Here is an 18,005-nt window from a genome sequence, read left to right on the forward strand (position 1 = left end):
AACGCATACGAGGCGAACTCGCACCGCGTTGTCGGCAGGCGGGGACCGAGGCGAACGGGCTTGGCCCAAGTTAGTCAAGGCTGCGTCCAGCCCGTCGATGCTGCCTGGCGGATCAACGGAACGGCTGCAGGTGCTACTGCGATACCCGCGCAGCCCAGGGGGACCTGCACCGCTGGAGTGCGCTGGTCATGCTCTGACTACCAGAGCGGCTTATCCAGCTTCGTGCAGGCTATGGAGTTTGCCTGGCTTTCCGGCAGGTGCTTGAAGAAGTTCAGGTTGGTCACGCAGATCTCGCCATTGCCGAAGGCGATGCTTGCGGGAGCGCCGAGAGGCGCCTGGAGCGGGTTGCCCAGCTGCTGTCGCTTCTTGGCGTCGGCACTGACCTTCCAGATTTCGCTGCGCGTGGTCTCGGTCAGGTAGAAATTGCCGTCCTTGTCGACCTCCAGACCATCCATGTTGTCGTAGCCGAAGGCCAGCATTTCAGCCTGTCCGGCACTGCCGTCATCCTGGATCGGCACCTTGACCAGCAACGGGATGCCGCCTGTCACGCCGTAAAGCGACTTGCCATCCGGTGCCAGTGCTATGCCATTGACGCCGACGGGATAACCGCTGAGAGAGCGGTCTCCCGGACTGAACAGCGGGTCCTTCGACCACAACTCGGCCGATTTCTGCTCGGGGTCTATTTTCCAGATCGCCTGCAGGCTGAGATCCGACAGGAAGATCTTGCCGTCCGGTGTTATGACCGGGTCGTCGGGGAAGCAGAACGGATATCCGTCGGCTCGCGTCACCACCGGCTCGACCTTGCCCGTCGAGATCGTGACCTTGTACAGGCCGGACCTGGTGACAGTTGCATCACCGCATCCCTCGACCGCCAGATTGGCCTTGGCAGGCCAGGGGAAGCGTTTGGAGTATTCGGAAAAGGCGACGTAGAGGTGATCCTTGCCGTCCCAGTCGATGCCGACGGTGCTGCCTTTGGCATCTCCGATCACCGTCCTCAGATCGGCGATCTTGGTCGACGTGCCGTCGGTCGCGACCTTCATGACCAGCGCGGAATGAAACAGGCTGACATAAAAATTGCCGTTGGTGTCGCCGACGAGCCCTTCGGGCGCATCGTCGAACTGCGTAAGAATTCGCCAGTCGGATGCCAGTGTCTGTGATGCAAGAGACGATGCAAAAAATGCCAGAAGTGCGCCACGACGCAACATTTTTCTCTCCCATTTTGTAGATGATAGGTCCTCGCCTAATAAAGGGTGGACGTGTTCAAATGGGCTGCATCGTCTGTTCGGACTAATGCTCTGTCGTGCTTTCGCAACGCCGTCCGGCTTCAAAAAAGACACGACTGCCAGGCGCTGTTCGGCAGCTGACCTCAGATCACCGTGGCGAACTTCCAGGCGGGGTCGGCCGCACGCCCGCGGGCAAAAACAAGCAGGTCCTCGGCCACCTGGCTGACGGCGGCGGAATGCACGCGATAGCGGTTGACCGCAAGGGCCCAGGTGACATCGAAGCCCTGGATCACCGCCATCGAAACCCTGTCGTCGCGCTTGTGTTCGTAAATGGATGAATAGGGCAGCATGGTGTAGCCGACGCCGGCGCGTGCAAGCTCGTAGCACATGGCGACCGACTCGACTTCGACAACGGTGTTGATGGAGAGATTTCCGGTTCCGAGCTTCTGCTCGAGATAGCGCCGGATCGGATTGCCGGACTCAGGTAGCACCAGCTTGTGCTGCACCACGAAGTCGGCCGAGACCATGCCTTCGACGCCCAGTTCCGCGCTTTCGGTTCCGACAAGCATCATCGGTTCGCGAACAAGCGGCGTCAGGCTGAAACGCTGCGTTCGCGGCTGCAGCGCGGTGATGGCGACGTCGAGGGTCCGCCGCTGCATCCACACCTCGAGTGCGTTGGAGACGATCTCGCTAACACGCAGCGTGTAACGCGGATGTTCGCGGACGACCTTCTCCAGAAAGGGGATGGCGAGCAAGCGGTTCAGCGATGAGGGCAACGCCAACGATACGGAGGTCGAGCTTTCCTGGGCGATCTCCTCCTTGATCAGGACCGCTTCGCGCAAAAGCTGCGGTGCTCGCCCGGCCAGCAGCAGACCGGCCTCTGTCAGCTTGGTTCCTGTGGTGTCCCGCCGGAACAGCGAGGCGCCGATTTCGCCCTCGAGAAGAGCGATCTTTCGGGAAAGCGACGGCTGGGACAGGTTCAGGTCGGCGGCCGCACGGTTCATGCTGCCAAACTCGGCGACACGCAGGAAGCACTCGAGAAGCCTGAGATCCATGTATCGCTCGTTATTCAGAAACCGTTGAAGTCATATGACCATTATAGGAATAGTGGAGGATCAGATCTGGCGCTAGCCTCCGGGACAGTGGAAATCGCAGAGCTTGTCCCTATGCCCGAAGCCTACATCATCGATGCCGTGCGCACGCCCGTCGGCCGCAAGAAGGGTGCGTTCGCCAGCACACACTCTGCCGATCTGGGCGCCTACCCGATCAGGGAACTGGTCAAGCGCACCGACGTAGATCCGGCCAGCATCGACGACGTCATCTTCGGCTGCACGGAAACCATCGGCCCGCAAGCGGGCGACGTCGCCCGAACCTGCGCTTTGGTGGCCGGCCTCCCCGAACATGTTCCGGGGGTGACAATCGACAGGCAATGCGGATCGTCGCAGCAGGCAATCCACTTCGCCGCCCAGGCCGTCATGAGCGGAACCCAGGATCTTGTGGTTGCCGGCGGCGTGCAGAACCTCAACCTGATCCCGATGGGTGCGGCTATGGCGGTCGGCACGCAGTTCGGTTTCGACGACCCTTTCAGCAGCTCGCCCGGCTGGCAGGTGCGCTATGGCCAGCAGGAAGTCAGCCAGTTCAGGGCCGCCGACATGATCGCTGAGAGGTGGAGCTGCAGCCGCGAGGACATGGAACGTTTCGCGCTTGAAAGCCACAGGCGCGCCATCGATGCCATCGATCGGGGACTGTTCGCACCCGAAATCGTTCCCGTCGGCAACTTTTCCGTCGACGAGGCGCCGCGCCGTGATACCAGCCTGGCCAAGATGGCTGCCTTGGCTCCACTGCGCACTGGTGGCCGGGTCCATGCTGGCGTCGCCAGCCAGAACACTGACGCTGCCGCAGCCATACTGATTGCGTCCGAACAGGCCGTGAAGGACCACGGGCTCAAACCGCGCGCACGAATCCACCACATCTCGGTTCGCGCTGCCGATCCTATCTGGATGCTGACGGCGCCGATCCCCGCCACCCGACACGCGCTTGCCAAGGCGGGTATGCGGGTCGACGACTTCGACCTGTTCGAATGTAACGAAGCCTTCGCTTCCATCCCCATGGCCTGGATGCGCGAGCTCGAAGTGCCGCACGAAAAGATGAACGTCAATGGCGGCGCTATCGCGCTCGGTCATCCGCTCGGCGCCACCGGCGCCCGCATCATGACGTCGATGTTGTCCGAGCTGGAACGACGCAATGGCAGGTTTGCCCTGCAGACCATGTGTGAGGGCGGGGGGCAGGCAAATGTCACCATTATTGAGAGGATGAACTAGGCAGAACCACCGGAGCGCCAACCAGTACGAACAACATAAGTGATCCGAACAAGCTTGTTCGGGTGTATATTACTTATTTTTGCTTATAATTACTTAAGTAAACGCAAATATATATCGTCCGAATAGACGATTTGTAATTAGATTTCAGAAAATATTGTCGTCGAGGGCATCCCGCATATTCCGAGTCCCGATTGGAAACTTGCCTACTCGCCCACATCCACATCTGGCCTCGTCAATCGCTTAGGAGACCTTGATGATTTCGAATACCACTGACGTACTTGTCATCGGCGGCGGACCGGCCGGTTCCACTGTCGCAACCATCCTTGCCAAGCAGGGGATCAAGACCACTGTTCTGGAACGCGACGTGTTCCCGAGATATCATATTGGCGAGTCGCTTCTTGCCTCGCTGATGCCGATGCTCGACGCAATCGGCGCCGGGGAAAAGATGAAGAAGCATGGCTTCGTCGAGAAGCCTGGCGGCTACTTCAACTGGGGTAACGAAAAGTGGTCGTTCCGCTTCGACGAGATCGAGGGTGCACCAAACCACTCTTATCAGGTCAAGCGCTCGGAATTCGACAAGCTGCTGCTCGACCACGCAGCGGAGAATGGCGCGAGCGTTCACCAGAACGTCAAGGTCAGCAAGATCGAGTTCGACAATGGCCGGGCGGTCTCGGCGAGCTACCTCGACCGAACCTCAGAGACGAGAGGCAACATCAGCTTCAAGTATCTGGTCGACTGCTCCGGCCGCAGCGGCGTGATCGCCAACGAGTATACGAAGGACCGGCATTTCCATAACGTCTTCAAAAACGTTGCCATCTGGTCCTACTGGTCCGGGACCAACCTCTTTTACGACGATCTGCCTGCCGGCTCGACCCGCATCATCTCGGTGGAGGCCGGCTGGATCTGGTTCATTCCGCTCAACGACGGCACGGTCAGCGTCGGCACGGTCATCACTCGCGATCAGCTGCGCAAGGAACGCGATGGTGGGCAAAGCGCCGAACAGGTCTATGACCGGTTGCTTGCCGACAATGAGGAGGCGCGCATCATCCTGAAGGATGCCAAGCGCACCGACATCAAAATGGAGACGGACTACTCCTACACGTCGGAGCGCTTCTCGGGGCCGGGCTACTTCATGTGCGGCGATGCCGCGTGCTTTCTCGACCCGCTGCTGTCGAGCGGCGTTCACCTTGCGATGGTTTCTAGCCTCGTTGCCGCCGCGTCGATTGCCAGCATCCTGAAAGGTCATGTCGACGAGGCGCGCGCGGTCAATTTCTTCGAGACCAGCTACCGGCAGGCCTATCTTAGGTTCCTGATGATGGTTTCCGCCTTCTATGACCTCAACAGAGGGCAGGCAGGCTATTTCTGGGAAGCGCAGCGGCTGACCTCCAAGGACTATTCGGACCGCGACATGAAGAAGGCGTTCGTCAGCATCGTGTCTGGCGGCGCCGACTACACCGAGGTCAGCGATGGCCGCTACGGCGAAATCGTTGCCAAGCAGGTTGCCGAAAAGCTGAGGCAAGGTGTCGACATGCGCCGCGGCACCGGCCAGATCGGCGACGAGACCAAGCGCGAGAACATGCAGTTCATGGATGCTCTCAACGGACTGCAGTTCCTGCAGGCCAACGCGGCGATCGACGGCCTTTATGTGGTGACGCAGCCAGAGATCATGCTGGCCCAGACCGCAGCCTAAGAAGCCAGGGCCGGGCGACAGCCCGGCCCTTTCCCCGACATTTGTCCTGGGCGCCGACGCGACCAGGATCCGGCGATGCTATGAGGTCTTGCGATGGAGAATTGGCTCGCATTTTCGGCCGCGACGATAACGCTGCTTTTCGTTCCAGGGCCAACCAACACGCTGATTGCAACCAATGGTGCGCTGCTCGGCTGTAAATCTGCCCTGAAGCTCTTGCCAGCAGAATTGCTCGGATACCTCTGCGCCATCCTTGGCTGGTCGCTCGGTCTGTCGTTGGCCGCCCGCTTCGTTCATTCGGCCGCATCGTTTGCCGCGATCGCCGCTGCCGCGGCCCTGCTCTTGTCGGCGCGCAAGCTTTGGACCTGGGACATGGCGCGTCAGAACCGGACCGGCTCGCGCGCCGCCGACATCTTCGTCGTGACGCTGTCCAACCCCAAGGCACTTTTGTTTGCACTCACCATCGTTCCACATCTGCGTGAAGGCAACATTCCGGCCGCGCTGCCTTATCTGATGTGGCTGTCGCTGCTCATCCTGACCATCGGGTCCATCTGGACACTGATTGGCGCCGGCATCGCCCGACGGTTCCAGCATTTTGCCTCGTCGCGGCTTTTTGCCCGTTTGGGGGCGGCAGTGCTGGTGTTTTTCGCCACTTCGCTCTTCGTGACGACCCTGCTGCGCGCCTTCGAGCTTTAGCAGCCCATCGATCACAACAACGATTTCCAACCAGGCTCGTTCGCCCCGGTTAGGGGCGAACGACAACCCTTCATCGCACCCAAGGCAGACAGATGATCTCAGAAGACGCCGACTGGAAGTTCACCACCATTCCTGCCCTCTGCGCGCGCGCAGCCGAGCTCTATGGCACACGCACCGCAGTCGAAGACAATGGCGTCGTGCTGAACTTCATCGAGCTCGACGCGATGCGCAAGCGCGTTGCCAAGGCGATGATCGCAGCCGGCGTCCAGAACGGCGACCGCATCATGGTCTGGGCGCCCAACACCTGGCAATGGTTCGCCACCGCCCTCGGTCTCGTCACCGCAGGCGCCGTGCTCATTCCCGCCAGCACCCGCTTCAAGGGCGCGGAAATCGCCGAACTGGTCAAGCGCAGCGGCACTTCGGTGCTGTTTTCCGTCGGCACCTTCCTCAACACCTACTATCCCGACCAGCTCCGTACCGAGACGCGCGAACTGCTGCGCGAAGTTGTCGTCATCGGCGATCCAGGCAATGGCGACCGCAGCTGGGACGATTTCGTCGCCGCCGGCGACAGCATCAGCGATGCCGAGCTAACCGCGCGCGAGGCCACTGTCGGCCCCGACGACCTCTGCGACATGCTCTTCACTTCGGGCACCACGGGATATCCCAAGGGCGTCATGTATGGCCACCTGCAATGCCTGCAGGCGATCGACGCCTGGGCGACGCGTGTCGGCATCCGCGAGCACGATCGCATCCTGGTCATTCCGCCACTTTTCCACGTCTTCGGCTATCGTGCCGGGGCGATGGTGGCGCTGATGCGTGGCGCCGTCTTCATGCCCCATCTCACCTATGACGCCGGCGAAATTCTCAAGCGTGTCGCCGCGGAGAAGATCAGCGTCATCCCCGGTCCACCCGCCATCTTCCAGGGCATGCTCCAGCATCCGGAGCTGGCGAACTTCGACACCTCCAGCCTGCGCCTGGCCGTGACGGGAAGCACAACAATTCCACCCATTCTGGTCCATCGGATGCGAACAGAACTCAACATAGCGGGTGTGGTAACGGGCTATGGTCTGACCGAATGCGGCGGCTACGGCACCATGTGCCAGGCGACCGACCCGGATGAGGTGATCGCCAACACCGCCGGCAAAGCCTCGCCCGGCGTCGAAGTCCGTATCATCGGCGAGGACGGCCACTTCCTGCCCGACGGCAAGCCGGGCGAAGTGGTGATCCGCGGCTATATCGTCATGAAGGGCTATTTCAACGATCCCGAAGCCACTGCCAGGACCATCGATCCGGAGGGCTGGCTGCACACGGGCGACATCGGCTATTTCGACACGGACGGCAACCTGCACATCGAGGACCGGCTCAAGGACATGTACATCACCGGCGGCTTCAACTGCTACCCGGCCGAGATCGAGCGTTTGCTCAGTGAACACCCGGCCATCGGCATTGTCGCCGTGATCGGCGTGCCCGACGAACGGCTCGGCGAGGTCGGTAAGGCCTATGTGGTGCTGCGCCCGGGCACCAATGCCACCGAGAAAGAGATCATCGATTGGTCGCGTGCCAACATGGCCAATTACAAATGTCCGCGCAGCGTCGAGATCCGGTCCTCATTGCCAACGAGCCCGCAGGGCAAGGTGGTAAAGGATCAGCTTAGGGTTTCATTTGCAAAATGTGCCTGAAGGGCACTTTGGGTCATTCTCGAGGCTGCATCAGCGCCCTGTCGTCAGACAGACACGCCGTTCCCTTCTGATTGGTCCGCGATTATGGTGATGCCGACTTCTGGCAGCATTAACCCGACGTGACCACACCCTTCTCCCATCCCCGCCTCCTCGGCCTCGCGCTTTGGCTCGCCGCACTGGTGGCCTTCGCGGCCGTGTCAGTGGAGACGTCGCGGACGCGGATGGCGGACGAGGTCGAGGTAACCGGGCGGACGCTGCACCGGCTGATCTCGCAGCGGGTGGCGCAGCATGATGCGCATCTGACCACGCTGATTGCACTGTCGAGCGGGGCCGAGCCGGCGCCCGACGGGGCCGTACGGCAGGTGATGGAGAGCATTTCGCGGTTTTATCCGCGCATCGCCTGGCTGACGCTGGTTTCGCTCGAGCAAGAGGTCGCTGCCAACGGCGCCGTGGCCGGAGGTCAAGGATCGGTCGAGCCAGGCAGCTCGGGAGCTTCGCAGCCGGCAGGCGGCGGCGCTTCGGCTGTGATCGTGCGCGAGATGGTGGACGTGCCCGCCGGCGATGGGGTTGAGCTGGCCCCGCTGGGGGAAAAAATCGTGGCACAGGTGCGGGGCAGGCCGAGCGTCTACGCCGCTGGCGACGGGCGCTATCTCCTGGCCAAGCGCGCGCCGGAGCCGTCTGACCGCGCCGTGGTGCTGATGATCGAGGCCGCCAGGCTTCTGGAGCCGGAGGAGCGCCCTGGTTTTGCGCATCTCAGGATCAGCCTCGATGGTGCCGACCTGGTGGACCTGCCGGCCGATGCGTCGGTCGGCCCGGGCGTATCGTGGCTAAAGCCGCCACATTTCGAGAAGGTGATCGACGGGCAAGGGCAGCGGCTGTCCTTGTCGCTCGACCGCGCGCTGCCTTTGGCCGCACTGGTGCCGCCGGGGCGGTTCCTGGGCTTTGCCGTGGCGGCCGGTCTGTTGGCTGCGGCCTTGAGCTTCGGGCTCGGGCAGCGGGCGGCGGTGAAGCGATCCGAGCTCGCCGCGCGGGCGGCGGAGGCGCGAGCGCTCTTGCAGGAGCGGGAGACGTTGTTGGCGCATGCCTCGCGCGTCAACGCCATGGGCGAGCTGGCGTCCGGTATCGCGCATGAGCTGACGCAGCCGCTGACCGCCCTCCTGAGCCGCAGCCAGGCGGCCCTTCGGCTTTCGCAGGCGGAAAGGCCCGACATGGCGATGATTTCGCAGGCGCTCGACGTCAACGTGCGCGAAGCCAAGCGTGCCGGCGAGATGCTGAAGCGGATGCGCGACTATGCCTCCAACAAGGCGCCTGAACGGGCGCGGCAGGACCTGAACGCCATCGTCGCCGAGGTCGTGGCGCTGACCCGCACTGACCTCGAACGGCGCGGCGTGGCGCTGGTGCTGGAGCTTGGGCAGCCGGCGCCGGAGGCGGTGGTCGACGCGATCGAGATGGAGCAGGTGCTGCACAATCTGATCCGCAATGCGGCCGAGGCACTGGACAGCGCCGGGACTGTCGAGGCGCGGATTGCGATCGCAACAACAATCGTCGGCGCGGAAGCGAAGATCGAGGTCGAGGATAACGGGCCGGGCATTGCTCCCGACGTGCTGCCGAAACTGTTCGTGCCGTTTTTCACCACCAAGGGAGACGGCATGGGGCTGGGGCTGTCCTTGTGCCAGACGCTGGTGGAGCGGGTCGATGGCCGCATCGAGGCCGGCAACGCCGTTGGCGGCGGGGCACGGTTCGTGATTACGCTGCCGCGTGCGTCGGTCGGACGATCCGAAGCGATTGCCGGCAAGCACGATGGCTAGGTTGGACAGGCGCCGGAGCGTGTTGGGGTGTCCGCGGCTGTGCTCCGGGGAGTGAAGGCATGAGCAGGTATCAGGTCTATCTGATCGACGATGACGAGGCGGTGCGCGAGGCGCTGGCCTTCCTGCTCGGCACCTATGGCATAAAGGTCGAGACTTTTGGCGATCCGCAGATTTTCCTGGCGCATGTCGACGAGGGCAAGCCCGGCGTGCTGGTGGTCGACCTGCGCATGCCCGAGGTATCAGGGCTGCAGCTTTACCAGAAACTCGCCGAGCGCGGCATCGACTGGCCGACGGTGATGATCACCGGGCATGGCGACGTCGCCGCCTGCCGGCGCGCCTTCAAGGCCGGCATCCAGGATTTCCTGACCAAGCCTGTCGATGGCGAGGTACTTGTCGAGGCGCTGCAGCAGGGGTTCGGTAGCCTCGATGCCCGGTTGGAAAAACGCGAGGCGCGCACGCTTCTGGCCAAGCTGACCGAGCGCGAGCGCGAGGTCCTCGACATGGTGGCGCGAGGCTGGGCAAGCAAGGAGATCGCAACCGCGCTCGAGGTCTCGGCCCGCACCATCGACGCGCACCGGGCGAAGATCGCGGACAAGCTTGGCACAAGCTCGGTGGCCGAGCAGGTGCGATTGGCGCTGATCTCCTAGTGGGACCTGATCCTGTCCGAAAACCGGCCTCCACTTTTTGGGGTCATGCCCTGGCGGTCGCGGCAGTAGGTAATCCTACCTAGGGCAGGTGGTGGCATCGCGGATTCAGCACGGCAGCGGTTCGGCGTAGTTCTGGCCTCGGACAAGCAAGACGCTTTCTCCCGAGCAACATCAGGACAGGAACCCAGTCATGATCAAGAGCATTTTCCTCGCCGCCGCTGCCACCGTTGCCATTTCGGGCGCTGCTTCCGCACAGGTGCTGACCGAGAAGAATATCTCGTCGAGCCTCGCCGTCGAGATCGCCCAGAACGCGGTCGCCGCCTGCGCCGCCGACAAGTACAACGTCACCGCTGCCGTGGTCGACCGCGCCGGCGTGCTGCGCGCCCTCGTTCGCGCCGACAATGCCGGCACGCACACGGTTTCGGCTGCCCAGGACAAGGCCTTTACCTCGGCCTCGTCGCGCACGCCGACCTCGAAGATGGCCGAGAACGTGCAGAAGAACCCCGGCGCAGCAGGCCTAGTCGACATTGACGGCTTCCTGGTGCTCGCCGGCGGCATGCCGATCAAGGCTGGCGACGCTGTCATCGGCGCCATCGGCGTCGGCGGCGCACCGGGCGGCAACTTCGACGAGGCTTGCGCTGTCGCTGCGCTCGAAAAGGTCGCCGACCAGCTGAAGTAAGCCTGTCCGATAGCTTTGCCGGCAAGAACGAAGCCCCGCTTCCTGGACCAGGAGGCGGGGCTTTTTCGTTTCCGTCGCGCCGGTCAGAACCCCATGGCGAAGCTGCCGCGCAGCTGGTGCGCTGCGGTGCCGTTGCCGATGGCACCGGCATAGCTGACGTCGAGGCGGGCGTTGTCCCTGACGGCAAAGCTCAGGCCGGCATCGTAGACGAAGGCCTCCGACGCCAGGCTGTCACCCAAGACGGAAAACGGTGCCGTGCCGGCAAGGGTGAGGCGCGACAGCGGCGCGTCGCTTTCGGTGTGGCGCCAACCGAGCATGCCCTGCAGCGTGACGGATCGCGCGCCGGCCGGCAGTTCGGCGCTCGCTCTGATGCCGAGGGTGGAGATGGTCGCATCTTGATCGCCGGCTGCCCCGGTCAGTGCTGCGCCGCCGCCGGTCTCGGCAAATCCGTCGCTGCCGGTCCTGACATAAGCGATGCCGGCAAACGGCTCGACATAGGATGCGCCGAGGCCGAGGCGGTAGCCGACGACGCCATGGACGAGGGTGGTTGAAGCATCGTAGCCGGCGGCGAGACTGTCGGAGAAGCCGCCGAAGGCGACACGACGTTCGCTCGACAGATCGTGCCACGCCTGGATGGCGCCGAATTGCAGGCGAAGCGCACCAAGCTCGGCCCCGGCGTAGACGCCGGCATGCAAGGTGTCGGCTGTACCGGTGGCAGTCCGCCTATCCCCGGAGATGCTGCTGCTGGAATAGCCGGCCATGGCGCCGAGGCGGATGCCTTCGGTGACCTCGCCGTCGAGGCCGCCAAACAGTGCCGCGGTCTTGACCTTGAAGCCATCGGCGTCGTCGACGCCTGACAATTCCGAGATATTGCCCACGCCTTCGACCCAGAAGGCACGCGATGGCTTTCCGGCCGCTGTGTCGAAGGTCGTGCGGATGCGGTTGTGCACGGCATCCTGTGCCAGTGTCGCTGATATGATGCCGGCGTTCATCAGCGAGGGGTGGATGTCGCCTGACAACTGATCGAGCGCGTCGCCCGCGCCGCCGGCGGAAAGGCCAAGCAGGCCGCCGACCATCGGGTTGCCGGCCGGCAAATTGTCGAGCGCGCCGGCCACGGCCTGCTGGTTGTCGGTAGTGGCTACGCTGCCGAACGCAGCACCATTGAACTGCAAGGTGAGCCAGACCTCTGTGGCGTTCCTATAGTCGAGCGCACTGTCGAGGAAGGCAAAGTCGTCGGTGACGCCGCTGAAGGCGCCCGTCAGCGCTCCGGTTGTCGACAGGATCAGATACTCGTCCAACAGCACGCCCGTGCCACTGGCGATGATATGGACCGAAGATGTCGCATCGATGGAGGCCGTGCCGGCGGCGATGCGGCTGGCTGTGCCGCCAATGCCGACCTCGTAGAGTGAACCCGCCTGAAAGGCGAAATCGCCGGCCACGTCGAAGGTTCCATCGGGCGCGACGGTGGCGCCGGAGCGGATCGTGACGTCACCGAGATCGCCGCTGCCTTCAAGCCTGGCGGTCGAGAACACGTCGAGCGTGCCGCCGAGGCCATAGCCGATCCACAATGTCCCGCCCGCAACGTCGGTCGTTCCGGTGAAGGCCGAGCTGTCGCCAAGCAGGCGGCTTGTTCCGCTCAGATGCCTGATCGCGCCGCTGCCCGAAATGGCCGCGGCAAAATCATGGGCATCGTCGCTATGATTGAAGACAAGCGTGCCGCTGCCCGGTCCGAAGACGACTTTCGGTGCATCGACGTTGCCCGCAGCGACGGCAGCGTCGCCCTCGGCCGCGCCGATGTTGAGCGTGCCGGTGGAGCCGCCGGCGAAGCCGATCTGGATGCCGGCAGCTGCCGTCGAGATCGTGCCGCCGTGGCTGACCGTGGCGGTACCAGCACCATTCCAGCCCAGCATGACATATGAGCCTGAAACGACGCGGGACTGCGGGCCGGAGACCACCAGGTCGCCGACGCCGGAGGCGTTGGCTCCGACGATCACTGCTGCGCTTTGCAGTTTGCCGCCTGCCGTGAGGCTGGCCGAACCGGCCGAATTGACGCCTATCCTGATGTCGACGGTCGAGGTGAGGGCAGAGTCCGTACCATCGATGGTCAGTGTGCCCGAGGAGCCGGCACCACTGCCCAGAAACGTACGATTGTTGGCCGTAACCTTCGCGCCGCCGGAGATATGCAATTCACCGTCGCCGGCCTGGCCGAGGATCAGGTTGGCGTTGGTGATCTGCCACAGCGTATCGGCACCCGAAATGTTGGCGATGCCGTTGCCGCTCGCCTGCTGGCCCAGGCTTGCGGAGTAGCTGCTCGCAGTTGCGCCCAGGCTGAGATTGAAGGTGCCTTCGCCTCCGTCGCCGACAACAAATCCGCTGTTGCCGGTGCTCAGCGACGAGTTCGTGCCGGTCACGTTGACCAGGCCGACGCTGCCCGCGTGGGTGGCCACCGATGCGTGCGCGGCTTCAACGCTGCCGCCAGCCGCGATATTCAATGTCCCCGATCCGTAGAAGCCGACATTGAGATCGCCGGTCGTCCAGGTGGAGCTGCCGCCCGTAACCGTCGCTTCGCCTGTCTGGCTGCTGGCTGGTGGTGCGCCGTTGGCCGACGAGTTGCCGACTATCGCCGATGTCGAAGCCAGGCTGCCGCCATTGACGATGTTGAGCGAGGCGCCGGCGACGCCGCCGATGAAGAGTGTGCTTGTGCTTGCACCGGGGGTGCCAATGCTTGGTGCATTGGGCGCGCCCGGCTGGTTGACGATCACGGCCGTTCCTGCGGGAGCGCTGCCGCCCGACCAGTTGTCGCCGTTGAACCAGTCGCTGCTTTGGTCCCCTTCCCAGGTCTGGGCATGTGCAGCAGCGGCAAGGGTGCACAATACGGTGCTGGCCATGCCGGCTATCGAAACAGCGCGCAACAATCCGCGCATGGCCGTATTGTGGCCAGTTGTCATGATACGCCCCCAAAAAATCGTCGTCTCAAAATGGTTTTCCGCGCGCAGAATGCTGCCGCTCGAATGGAGTGTTCAAATATGCCGCCAGTAATCCCGCCCAAAGAAAAACGTCGTCAGCGTATTACGCAAGCCGACTCCCGGCGGGATAGCTTGCAGAAAACTTGGATGTCCCCTTTCCAATGAATAGTAAGCTTTTGCTGATAGATCAACCGGGTCAAGGCCGGTTTATACACTTGACCGCCAACCGGAATGGCCGGGAGCAGCTGCGGCATCGCCGGGGTTGGCCGCCTTCCGGAAGGTGGCACCGAAGGCCGCTTTGGCGCGGTTCCAAAATCGTTGCGGTGGCCGGCGAATGCGTCTATATACGGGCCGAATTTCCCATTTTCTGGTGGTCTGACCACCGCCCGCGTGAGGGACGCGGGCGAGCGAAGAGGATATATCGCATGGCCAATACGCTGCTTATGCCCAAGGCGACCGCTGTCTGGCTGGTCGACAACACGGCACTTTCCTTCGACCAGATCGCACAGTTCTGCTCGCTGCACCCGCTCGAGGTGAAGGCGATCGCCGACGGCGAATCGGCCCAGGGCATCAAGGGCATGGACCCGATCATGACCGGCCAGCTGACACGCGCCGAGATCGCCAAGGGCGAGGGCGACATCAACCATCGCCTCAAGCTGTCGGACCCCAAGGTCCGCGTGCCCGAGACCAAGCGCAAGGGCCCGCGCTACACGCCGCTGTCGAAGCGCCAGGATCGCCCGAACGCCATCTACTGGCTGGTCAAGAACCATCCCGAGCTCAAGGATGCGCAGATCTCGCGCCTCGTCGGCACCACCAAGGCGACGATCGAGCAGATCCGCGAGCGCAAGCACTGGAACATGGCGACGCTGACGCCGCTCGATCCGGTGGCGCTCGGCCTGTGCTCGCAGATCGACCTCGACATCGAAGTGCAGCGCGCCTCGCGCGGCCGCGAAGCAGCCGCTCCTGTCGGCGATACGCTGCTGCCGGCCTCGCTGACCGAGCGCCTGACGCCGGAGCAGGCCGCGCCCAAGGACGAGGACAAGGAGCTCGACGCCAACGCCGTGTTCGCCAAGCTCTCTGCCCTGCGCTCGAAGGCGCCGGACGAGGACGAAGACGACAAGTTCTGAGCGTTTTCCCTCGCACAAACAAAGGCCCCGCATTGCGGGGCCTCAGACTGCTGACAACCCCCTGGCGAGAGTTGGGGGTTTGTGATTCAGTGGGTGATGTTGAAGCGAGCCGGCCCTGAACAAACCGCACTTGAGATCGTCACGCTCGATCAACTGGTTCCAGTTGATCACCTTCTGCGCAAGATCGATGGTGTTATCGATTTCTCGTTCATCCACGATCTGACAGCGCCGCTTTACTGCGCCGACAATGGTCGCCCGCCACTTGATCCGACCTTGATGTTCAAGGCGCTGTTCATCGGCTACCTGTTCGGGGTGCGCTCGGAGCGGCAATTGGTGCGAGAGATCGAGGTCAATGTCGCCTACCGGTGGTTCCTGCGGCTGAAGCTGACGGACAAGGTGTTCGACGCCTCGACATTGTCGCAGAACCGACGCCGGCGCTACCAGGACGAGACGATCGCGCAGGCGATCTTCGACCGCATTGTCGAGCAGGCGATCGGGGCAGGCTTGGTCGACGGCACGGTGCTCTACACCGACAGCACGCACCTGAAGGCCAATGCCAACAAGGGCAAGTACGACCTTGCCATGGTCGCCAAGTCGCGTGCCGACTACTGGGGCGAGCTCGACCGGGCGATCGATGCCGAACGGGCGTTGCACGGCCAGAAGGCGCTGAAGGAGCAGGAGCGGCAGCCTGCGGTGAAAGAGACGAAGGTCTCGCGCACCGATCCTGAGGCTGGCTATATGGTGCGCGAGGGCAAGCCGAAGGGCTTCTTTTATCTCGATCACCGCACGGTGGATGGCGGCTTCGGCATCATCACCGACACGTTTGCCACGCCGGCCAACGTGCATGACTCGATCGTCTATCTCGACCGGCTCGACCGCCAGGTGGAGCGTTTCGGCTTCGACGTCACGGCGGCGGGGCTGGATGCCGGCTATGCCACGCCAGGCATCGCCAAGGGCCTGGAGGACAGGAACATCCACGGTGTCGTCGGCTATCGCAACCCGACCCGGCCAAAGCCTGGCAAGATGAGGAAGGGCGCTTTCGTCCATGAGCCGGACCTTGACGGCTATCGTTGCCCGCAGGGCCAGTTGCTCACTTACGCCACCACCGATCGCGGCGGTTATCGCCACTACAGGAGCGACCCGACGATCTGCCGCAACTGTCCGCTGCTGGCGTCTTGCACATCAAACGCCAAGGCCGAGCGCACCATCACGCGCCATGTCTGGCAGGATGTCCGCGAGCGGGTCGATGCCAACCGCTTAACCGCATGGGGCAAGGCGATCTATCGACGCCGCAAGGAGACGGTCGAGCGATCCTTCGCCGATGCCAAGCAGCTCTTCGGCCATCGCTATGCCCGCTTCCGAGGGCGAACACGCGTCGCCTGCCAGTGCCTGATCGCAGCCGCCGCCCAGAACATGAAAAAGATCGCAATCAGCCTCTGGCAAAAGCCAAAACCAAGCCTCGCATGAGGCCAAAGCGGGCTCGCAACGAGCCTTGGCATCTGCTCCCCGACATCAATCCAAAAGCTCAATCAACCCACAAAACAAAACCCCGCCGAAATTCGACGGGGTTTGTCAGCAGTCTGAGGCCCCGCATTGCGGGGCCTTTTTCGTTTCCGGTTTGCTCTGATGTCACCGGTCAGCAGGTCAGTCAGACAGCCGGGATGCCGGCATGTCACGGCCGAAGCGATGCAGGGTGAGGCCGGGTGATCGGTTCGACGCCGGGGCTGCGAAAGTGATGGCCGCCTCGACGTCCTTGTAAAAGAAGCGGTGCTCGCCCTCGGCAAAGAGCCGCAGTTTCGGCTGGCCGCTGAACTGGGCGTAGAGGGCATCGTCTTCGCGGATGACGCTGAGGATGACGTCGGGCGCGAGCTGGTAGCGGCCGGTGTAGGTGTCGAACAGGCTTGAATCGACCGGAACCTCGGCGTGCCGCGGTTTAACCCTCGTCAGCGGGATCTCGCGATTGAGCAGATGCAGGCCGATGTCGCTGACACCGGTGATGGCGTTGGACAGGACGACGACACCTCTGCGTGAGCCTGGATGAAAGCCGATGAAGGCGCTGTAGCCGCCGGTGCCGCCATCGTGCCAGGCAATCTCGCCATTGCTGCTTTTGGTGACGACCCAGCCGAGCGCCGCCGAGGTCTCCTGTTCACCGATGGCCCGCCGTGTCGCCAGTGTGCCGGCAAGGGCAATGGTCAGCGGCGTCTTGTTCGTGTTGACCGTCACCTGCAGCAGGTCGAGCAGGTCGTTGGCGCTTGAACGCAAGGCACCGGCGCCGGCAAAAGCGGGCAACTCCCAGCTGGGCGCAATCTCCAGCATGTCATTATGGCCGGTGGCCAGGCGCTTGCCGAGATGAGGCGGCAATTCGATTGCCGTGCTGCGCATGGCCAGCGGGCCGCTGATGCGGTCGTGAACGAGGGCCTCGAAACTCTTGCCGGCGCGGTGAGCAAGGGCCTGCCCCAGCAGCGCCGAGCCCAGGTTCGAGTACTCATATTCCGTACCGATGTCGCGCGGCAGCTCGTAGCCCGACACGAAGGCATTGAGCTCATCGATCGTGTAGTCGGCATAAGGGTTGGTCTCGTCGGCCGGCTCGATATTGTCGGGCATGCGCGGCAGGCCGGAGGTCTGCGTCGCCAGGTCGACGAGGGTGATCGCCTTGCCGCCCCGTTCCGGCACGGCAACGTTCATCGGCAAATATTTGGCCACCGGGTCGGTCAGCGCGACTTCGCCGCGCGCTGCGATGTCGGCCAGCAACAGCCCGGTGAATACCTTGGTCACCGAGCCGATCTCGAACACGGTGTCGCCGTCGACAGGTCGCGGATCGAAGCCGCCGCAGTCGCCATGGGCAATGATGCTGCGCCCGTCCGGCCCGATGGTGCCGACGACTATGCCGACGCCTCGCCTCTGAACGTCGATCCGGTCGGCGAGGATGCGGCGGATTTCCGTCCCGGTTGGCGTCTGACCCGACCAGTCGCCGGCAACTGCGGACACGACGATGGGCCTGTCTTGCTTGCGGTCGAGATAGAGCAGCCCACCGGTCACGGCTGCAACGGTGAAGATCACGGCGGCTGCAGTCAGTGCACCTGAAAATGCGGAGAGTATCCTGAGGCGTCTCATGGCGATGCTGTCTCTGGGCGCGGATTCGGCGCGACTGGCAAATCGAACAGCACTGTCT

General features: G+C 63.2%; 13 protein-coding genes. 9 read left to right on the top strand and 4 right to left on the bottom strand.

The features are described from left to right. Positions 1-197: 197 nt before the first annotated feature. Both N7E70_RS06830 and N7E70_RS06835 read right to left on the bottom strand, forming a co-directional pair. A complete protein-coding gene (locus N7E70_RS06830; RefSeq protein WP_263005880.1) occupies positions 198-1,205 on the bottom strand; it encodes an SMP-30/gluconolactonase/LRE family protein in 1,008 nt (335 codons plus the stop codon). Between the two features lie 161 nt (positions 1,206-1,366). Then, positions 1,367-2,278 carry a LysR family transcriptional regulator gene (locus tag N7E70_RS06835; RefSeq protein WP_263005881.1) on the bottom strand — a complete coding sequence of 304 codons (912 nt, stop codon included), beginning with the start codon at positions 2,276-2,278 and terminating at the stop codon, positions 1,367-1,369. A gap of 111 nt (positions 2,279-2,389) precedes the next feature. On the opposite strand from N7E70_RS06835, the gene N7E70_RS06840 reads away from it, so the two are divergent. The 7 genes from N7E70_RS06840 (at position 2,390) to N7E70_RS06870 (ending at position 10,740) form a co-directional block, all read left to right on the top strand. Then, complete coding sequence (locus N7E70_RS06840; RefSeq protein ID WP_263005882.1) at positions 2,390-3,544, top strand: acetyl-CoA C-acetyltransferase; 1,155 nt, start codon at positions 2,390-2,392, stop codon at positions 3,542-3,544. A 253-nt stretch (positions 3,545-3,797) separates the two neighbouring features. Next, positions 3,798-5,234, top strand: coding sequence for an NAD(P)/FAD-dependent oxidoreductase (locus N7E70_RS06845; RefSeq protein ID WP_263005883.1), 1,437 nt, complete (start codon positions 3,798-3,800; stop codon positions 5,232-5,234). 93 nt (positions 5,235-5,327) lie between these two features. Next, complete coding sequence (locus N7E70_RS06850; RefSeq protein WP_263005884.1) at positions 5,328-5,927, top strand: LysE family translocator; 600 nt, start codon at positions 5,328-5,330, stop codon at positions 5,925-5,927. Between the two features lie 92 nt (positions 5,928-6,019). Then, the gene (locus N7E70_RS06855) at positions 6,020-7,606 is read left to right on the top strand and encodes a FadD3 family acyl-CoA ligase (protein ID WP_263005885.1); all 1,587 of its coding nucleotides are present in this window, start codon (positions 6,020-6,022) and stop codon (positions 7,604-7,606) included. A gap of 119 nt (positions 7,607-7,725) precedes the next feature. Continuing rightward, a complete protein-coding gene (locus tag N7E70_RS06860; RefSeq protein WP_263005886.1) occupies positions 7,726-9,414 on the top strand; it encodes a sensor histidine kinase in 1,689 nt (562 codons plus the stop codon). A gap of 59 nt (positions 9,415-9,473) precedes the next feature. Next, the gene (locus tag N7E70_RS06865; protein ID WP_263005887.1) at positions 9,474-10,061 is read left to right on the top strand and encodes a response regulator transcription factor; all 588 of its coding nucleotides are present in this window, start codon (positions 9,474-9,476) and stop codon (positions 10,059-10,061) included. Between the two features lie 190 nt (positions 10,062-10,251). After that, positions 10,252-10,740: a GlcG/HbpS family heme-binding protein gene (locus N7E70_RS06870; protein WP_263005888.1), complete on the top strand. Its 489-nt coding sequence runs from the start codon at positions 10,252-10,254 to the stop codon at positions 10,738-10,740. A gap of 83 nt (positions 10,741-10,823) precedes the next feature. Here the strand turns inward: N7E70_RS06870 and N7E70_RS06875 are convergent, their stop codons facing one another. Then, positions 10,824-13,628: an autotransporter outer membrane beta-barrel domain-containing protein gene (locus N7E70_RS06875; protein ID WP_263005889.1), complete on the bottom strand. Its 2,805-nt coding sequence runs from the start codon at positions 13,626-13,628 to the stop codon at positions 10,824-10,826. 503 nt (positions 13,629-14,131) lie between these two features. Here N7E70_RS06875 and N7E70_RS06880 point away from each other — a divergent pair. Together N7E70_RS06880 and N7E70_RS06885 are read left to right on the top strand one after the other, a co-directional pair. Next, positions 14,132-14,833, top strand: a complete 702-nt coding sequence (locus tag N7E70_RS06880; RefSeq protein ID WP_263005890.1) for a DUF1013 domain-containing protein — start codon at positions 14,132-14,134, stop codon at positions 14,831-14,833. A 96-nt stretch (positions 14,834-14,929) separates the two neighbouring features. Continuing rightward, positions 14,930-16,300 carry an IS1182 family transposase gene (locus N7E70_RS06885; RefSeq protein ID WP_263005891.1) on the top strand — a complete coding sequence of 457 codons (1,371 nt, stop codon included), beginning with the start codon at positions 14,930-14,932 and terminating at the stop codon, positions 16,298-16,300. A 177-nt stretch (positions 16,301-16,477) separates the two neighbouring features. Here the strand turns inward: N7E70_RS06885 and N7E70_RS06890 are convergent, their stop codons facing one another. Then, complete coding sequence (locus N7E70_RS06890) at positions 16,478-17,947, bottom strand: serine hydrolase (protein ID WP_263005892.1); 1,470 nt, start codon at positions 17,945-17,947, stop codon at positions 16,478-16,480. Positions 17,948-18,005 lie beyond the last annotated feature (58 nt).

This window comes from Aminobacter sp. NyZ550 (genome assembly GCF_025628925.2).
GTDB lineage: Bacteria > Pseudomonadota > Alphaproteobacteria > Rhizobiales > Rhizobiaceae > Aminobacter > Aminobacter ciceronei.

Coding starts and splice junctions, on each gene's coding strand:
- N7E70_RS06890 (WP_263005892.1), bottom strand. CDS start 17,947: ATGAGACGCCTCAGGATACTCTCCGCATTTTCAGGTGCACTGACTGCA.
- N7E70_RS06835 (WP_263005881.1), bottom strand. CDS start 2,278: ATGGATCTCAGGCTTCTCGAGTGCTTCCTGCGTGTCGCCGAGTTTGGC.
- N7E70_RS06840 (WP_263005882.1), top strand. CDS start 2,390: ATGCCCGAAGCCTACATCATCGATGCCGTGCGCACGCCCGTCGGCCGC.
- N7E70_RS06885 (WP_263005891.1), top strand. CDS start 14,930: ATGTTGAAGCGAGCCGGCCCTGAACAAACCGCACTTGAGATCGTCACG.
- N7E70_RS06855 (WP_263005885.1), top strand. CDS start 6,020: ATGATCTCAGAAGACGCCGACTGGAAGTTCACCACCATTCCTGCCCTC.
- N7E70_RS06865 (WP_263005887.1), top strand. CDS start 9,474: ATGAGCAGGTATCAGGTCTATCTGATCGACGATGACGAGGCGGTGCGC.
- N7E70_RS06870 (WP_263005888.1), top strand. CDS start 10,252: ATGATCAAGAGCATTTTCCTCGCCGCCGCTGCCACCGTTGCCATTTCG.
- N7E70_RS06875 (WP_263005889.1), bottom strand. CDS start 13,628: ATGGCCAGCACCGTATTGTGCACCCTTGCCGCTGCTGCACATGCCCAG.
- N7E70_RS06830 (WP_263005880.1), bottom strand. CDS start 1,205: ATGTTGCGTCGTGGCGCACTTCTGGCATTTTTTGCATCGTCTCTTGCA.
- N7E70_RS06845 (WP_263005883.1), top strand. CDS start 3,798: ATGATTTCGAATACCACTGACGTACTTGTCATCGGCGGCGGACCGGCC.
- N7E70_RS06880 (WP_263005890.1), top strand. CDS start 14,132: ATGGCCAATACGCTGCTTATGCCCAAGGCGACCGCTGTCTGGCTGGTC.
- N7E70_RS06850 (WP_263005884.1), top strand. CDS start 5,328: ATGGAGAATTGGCTCGCATTTTCGGCCGCGACGATAACGCTGCTTTTC.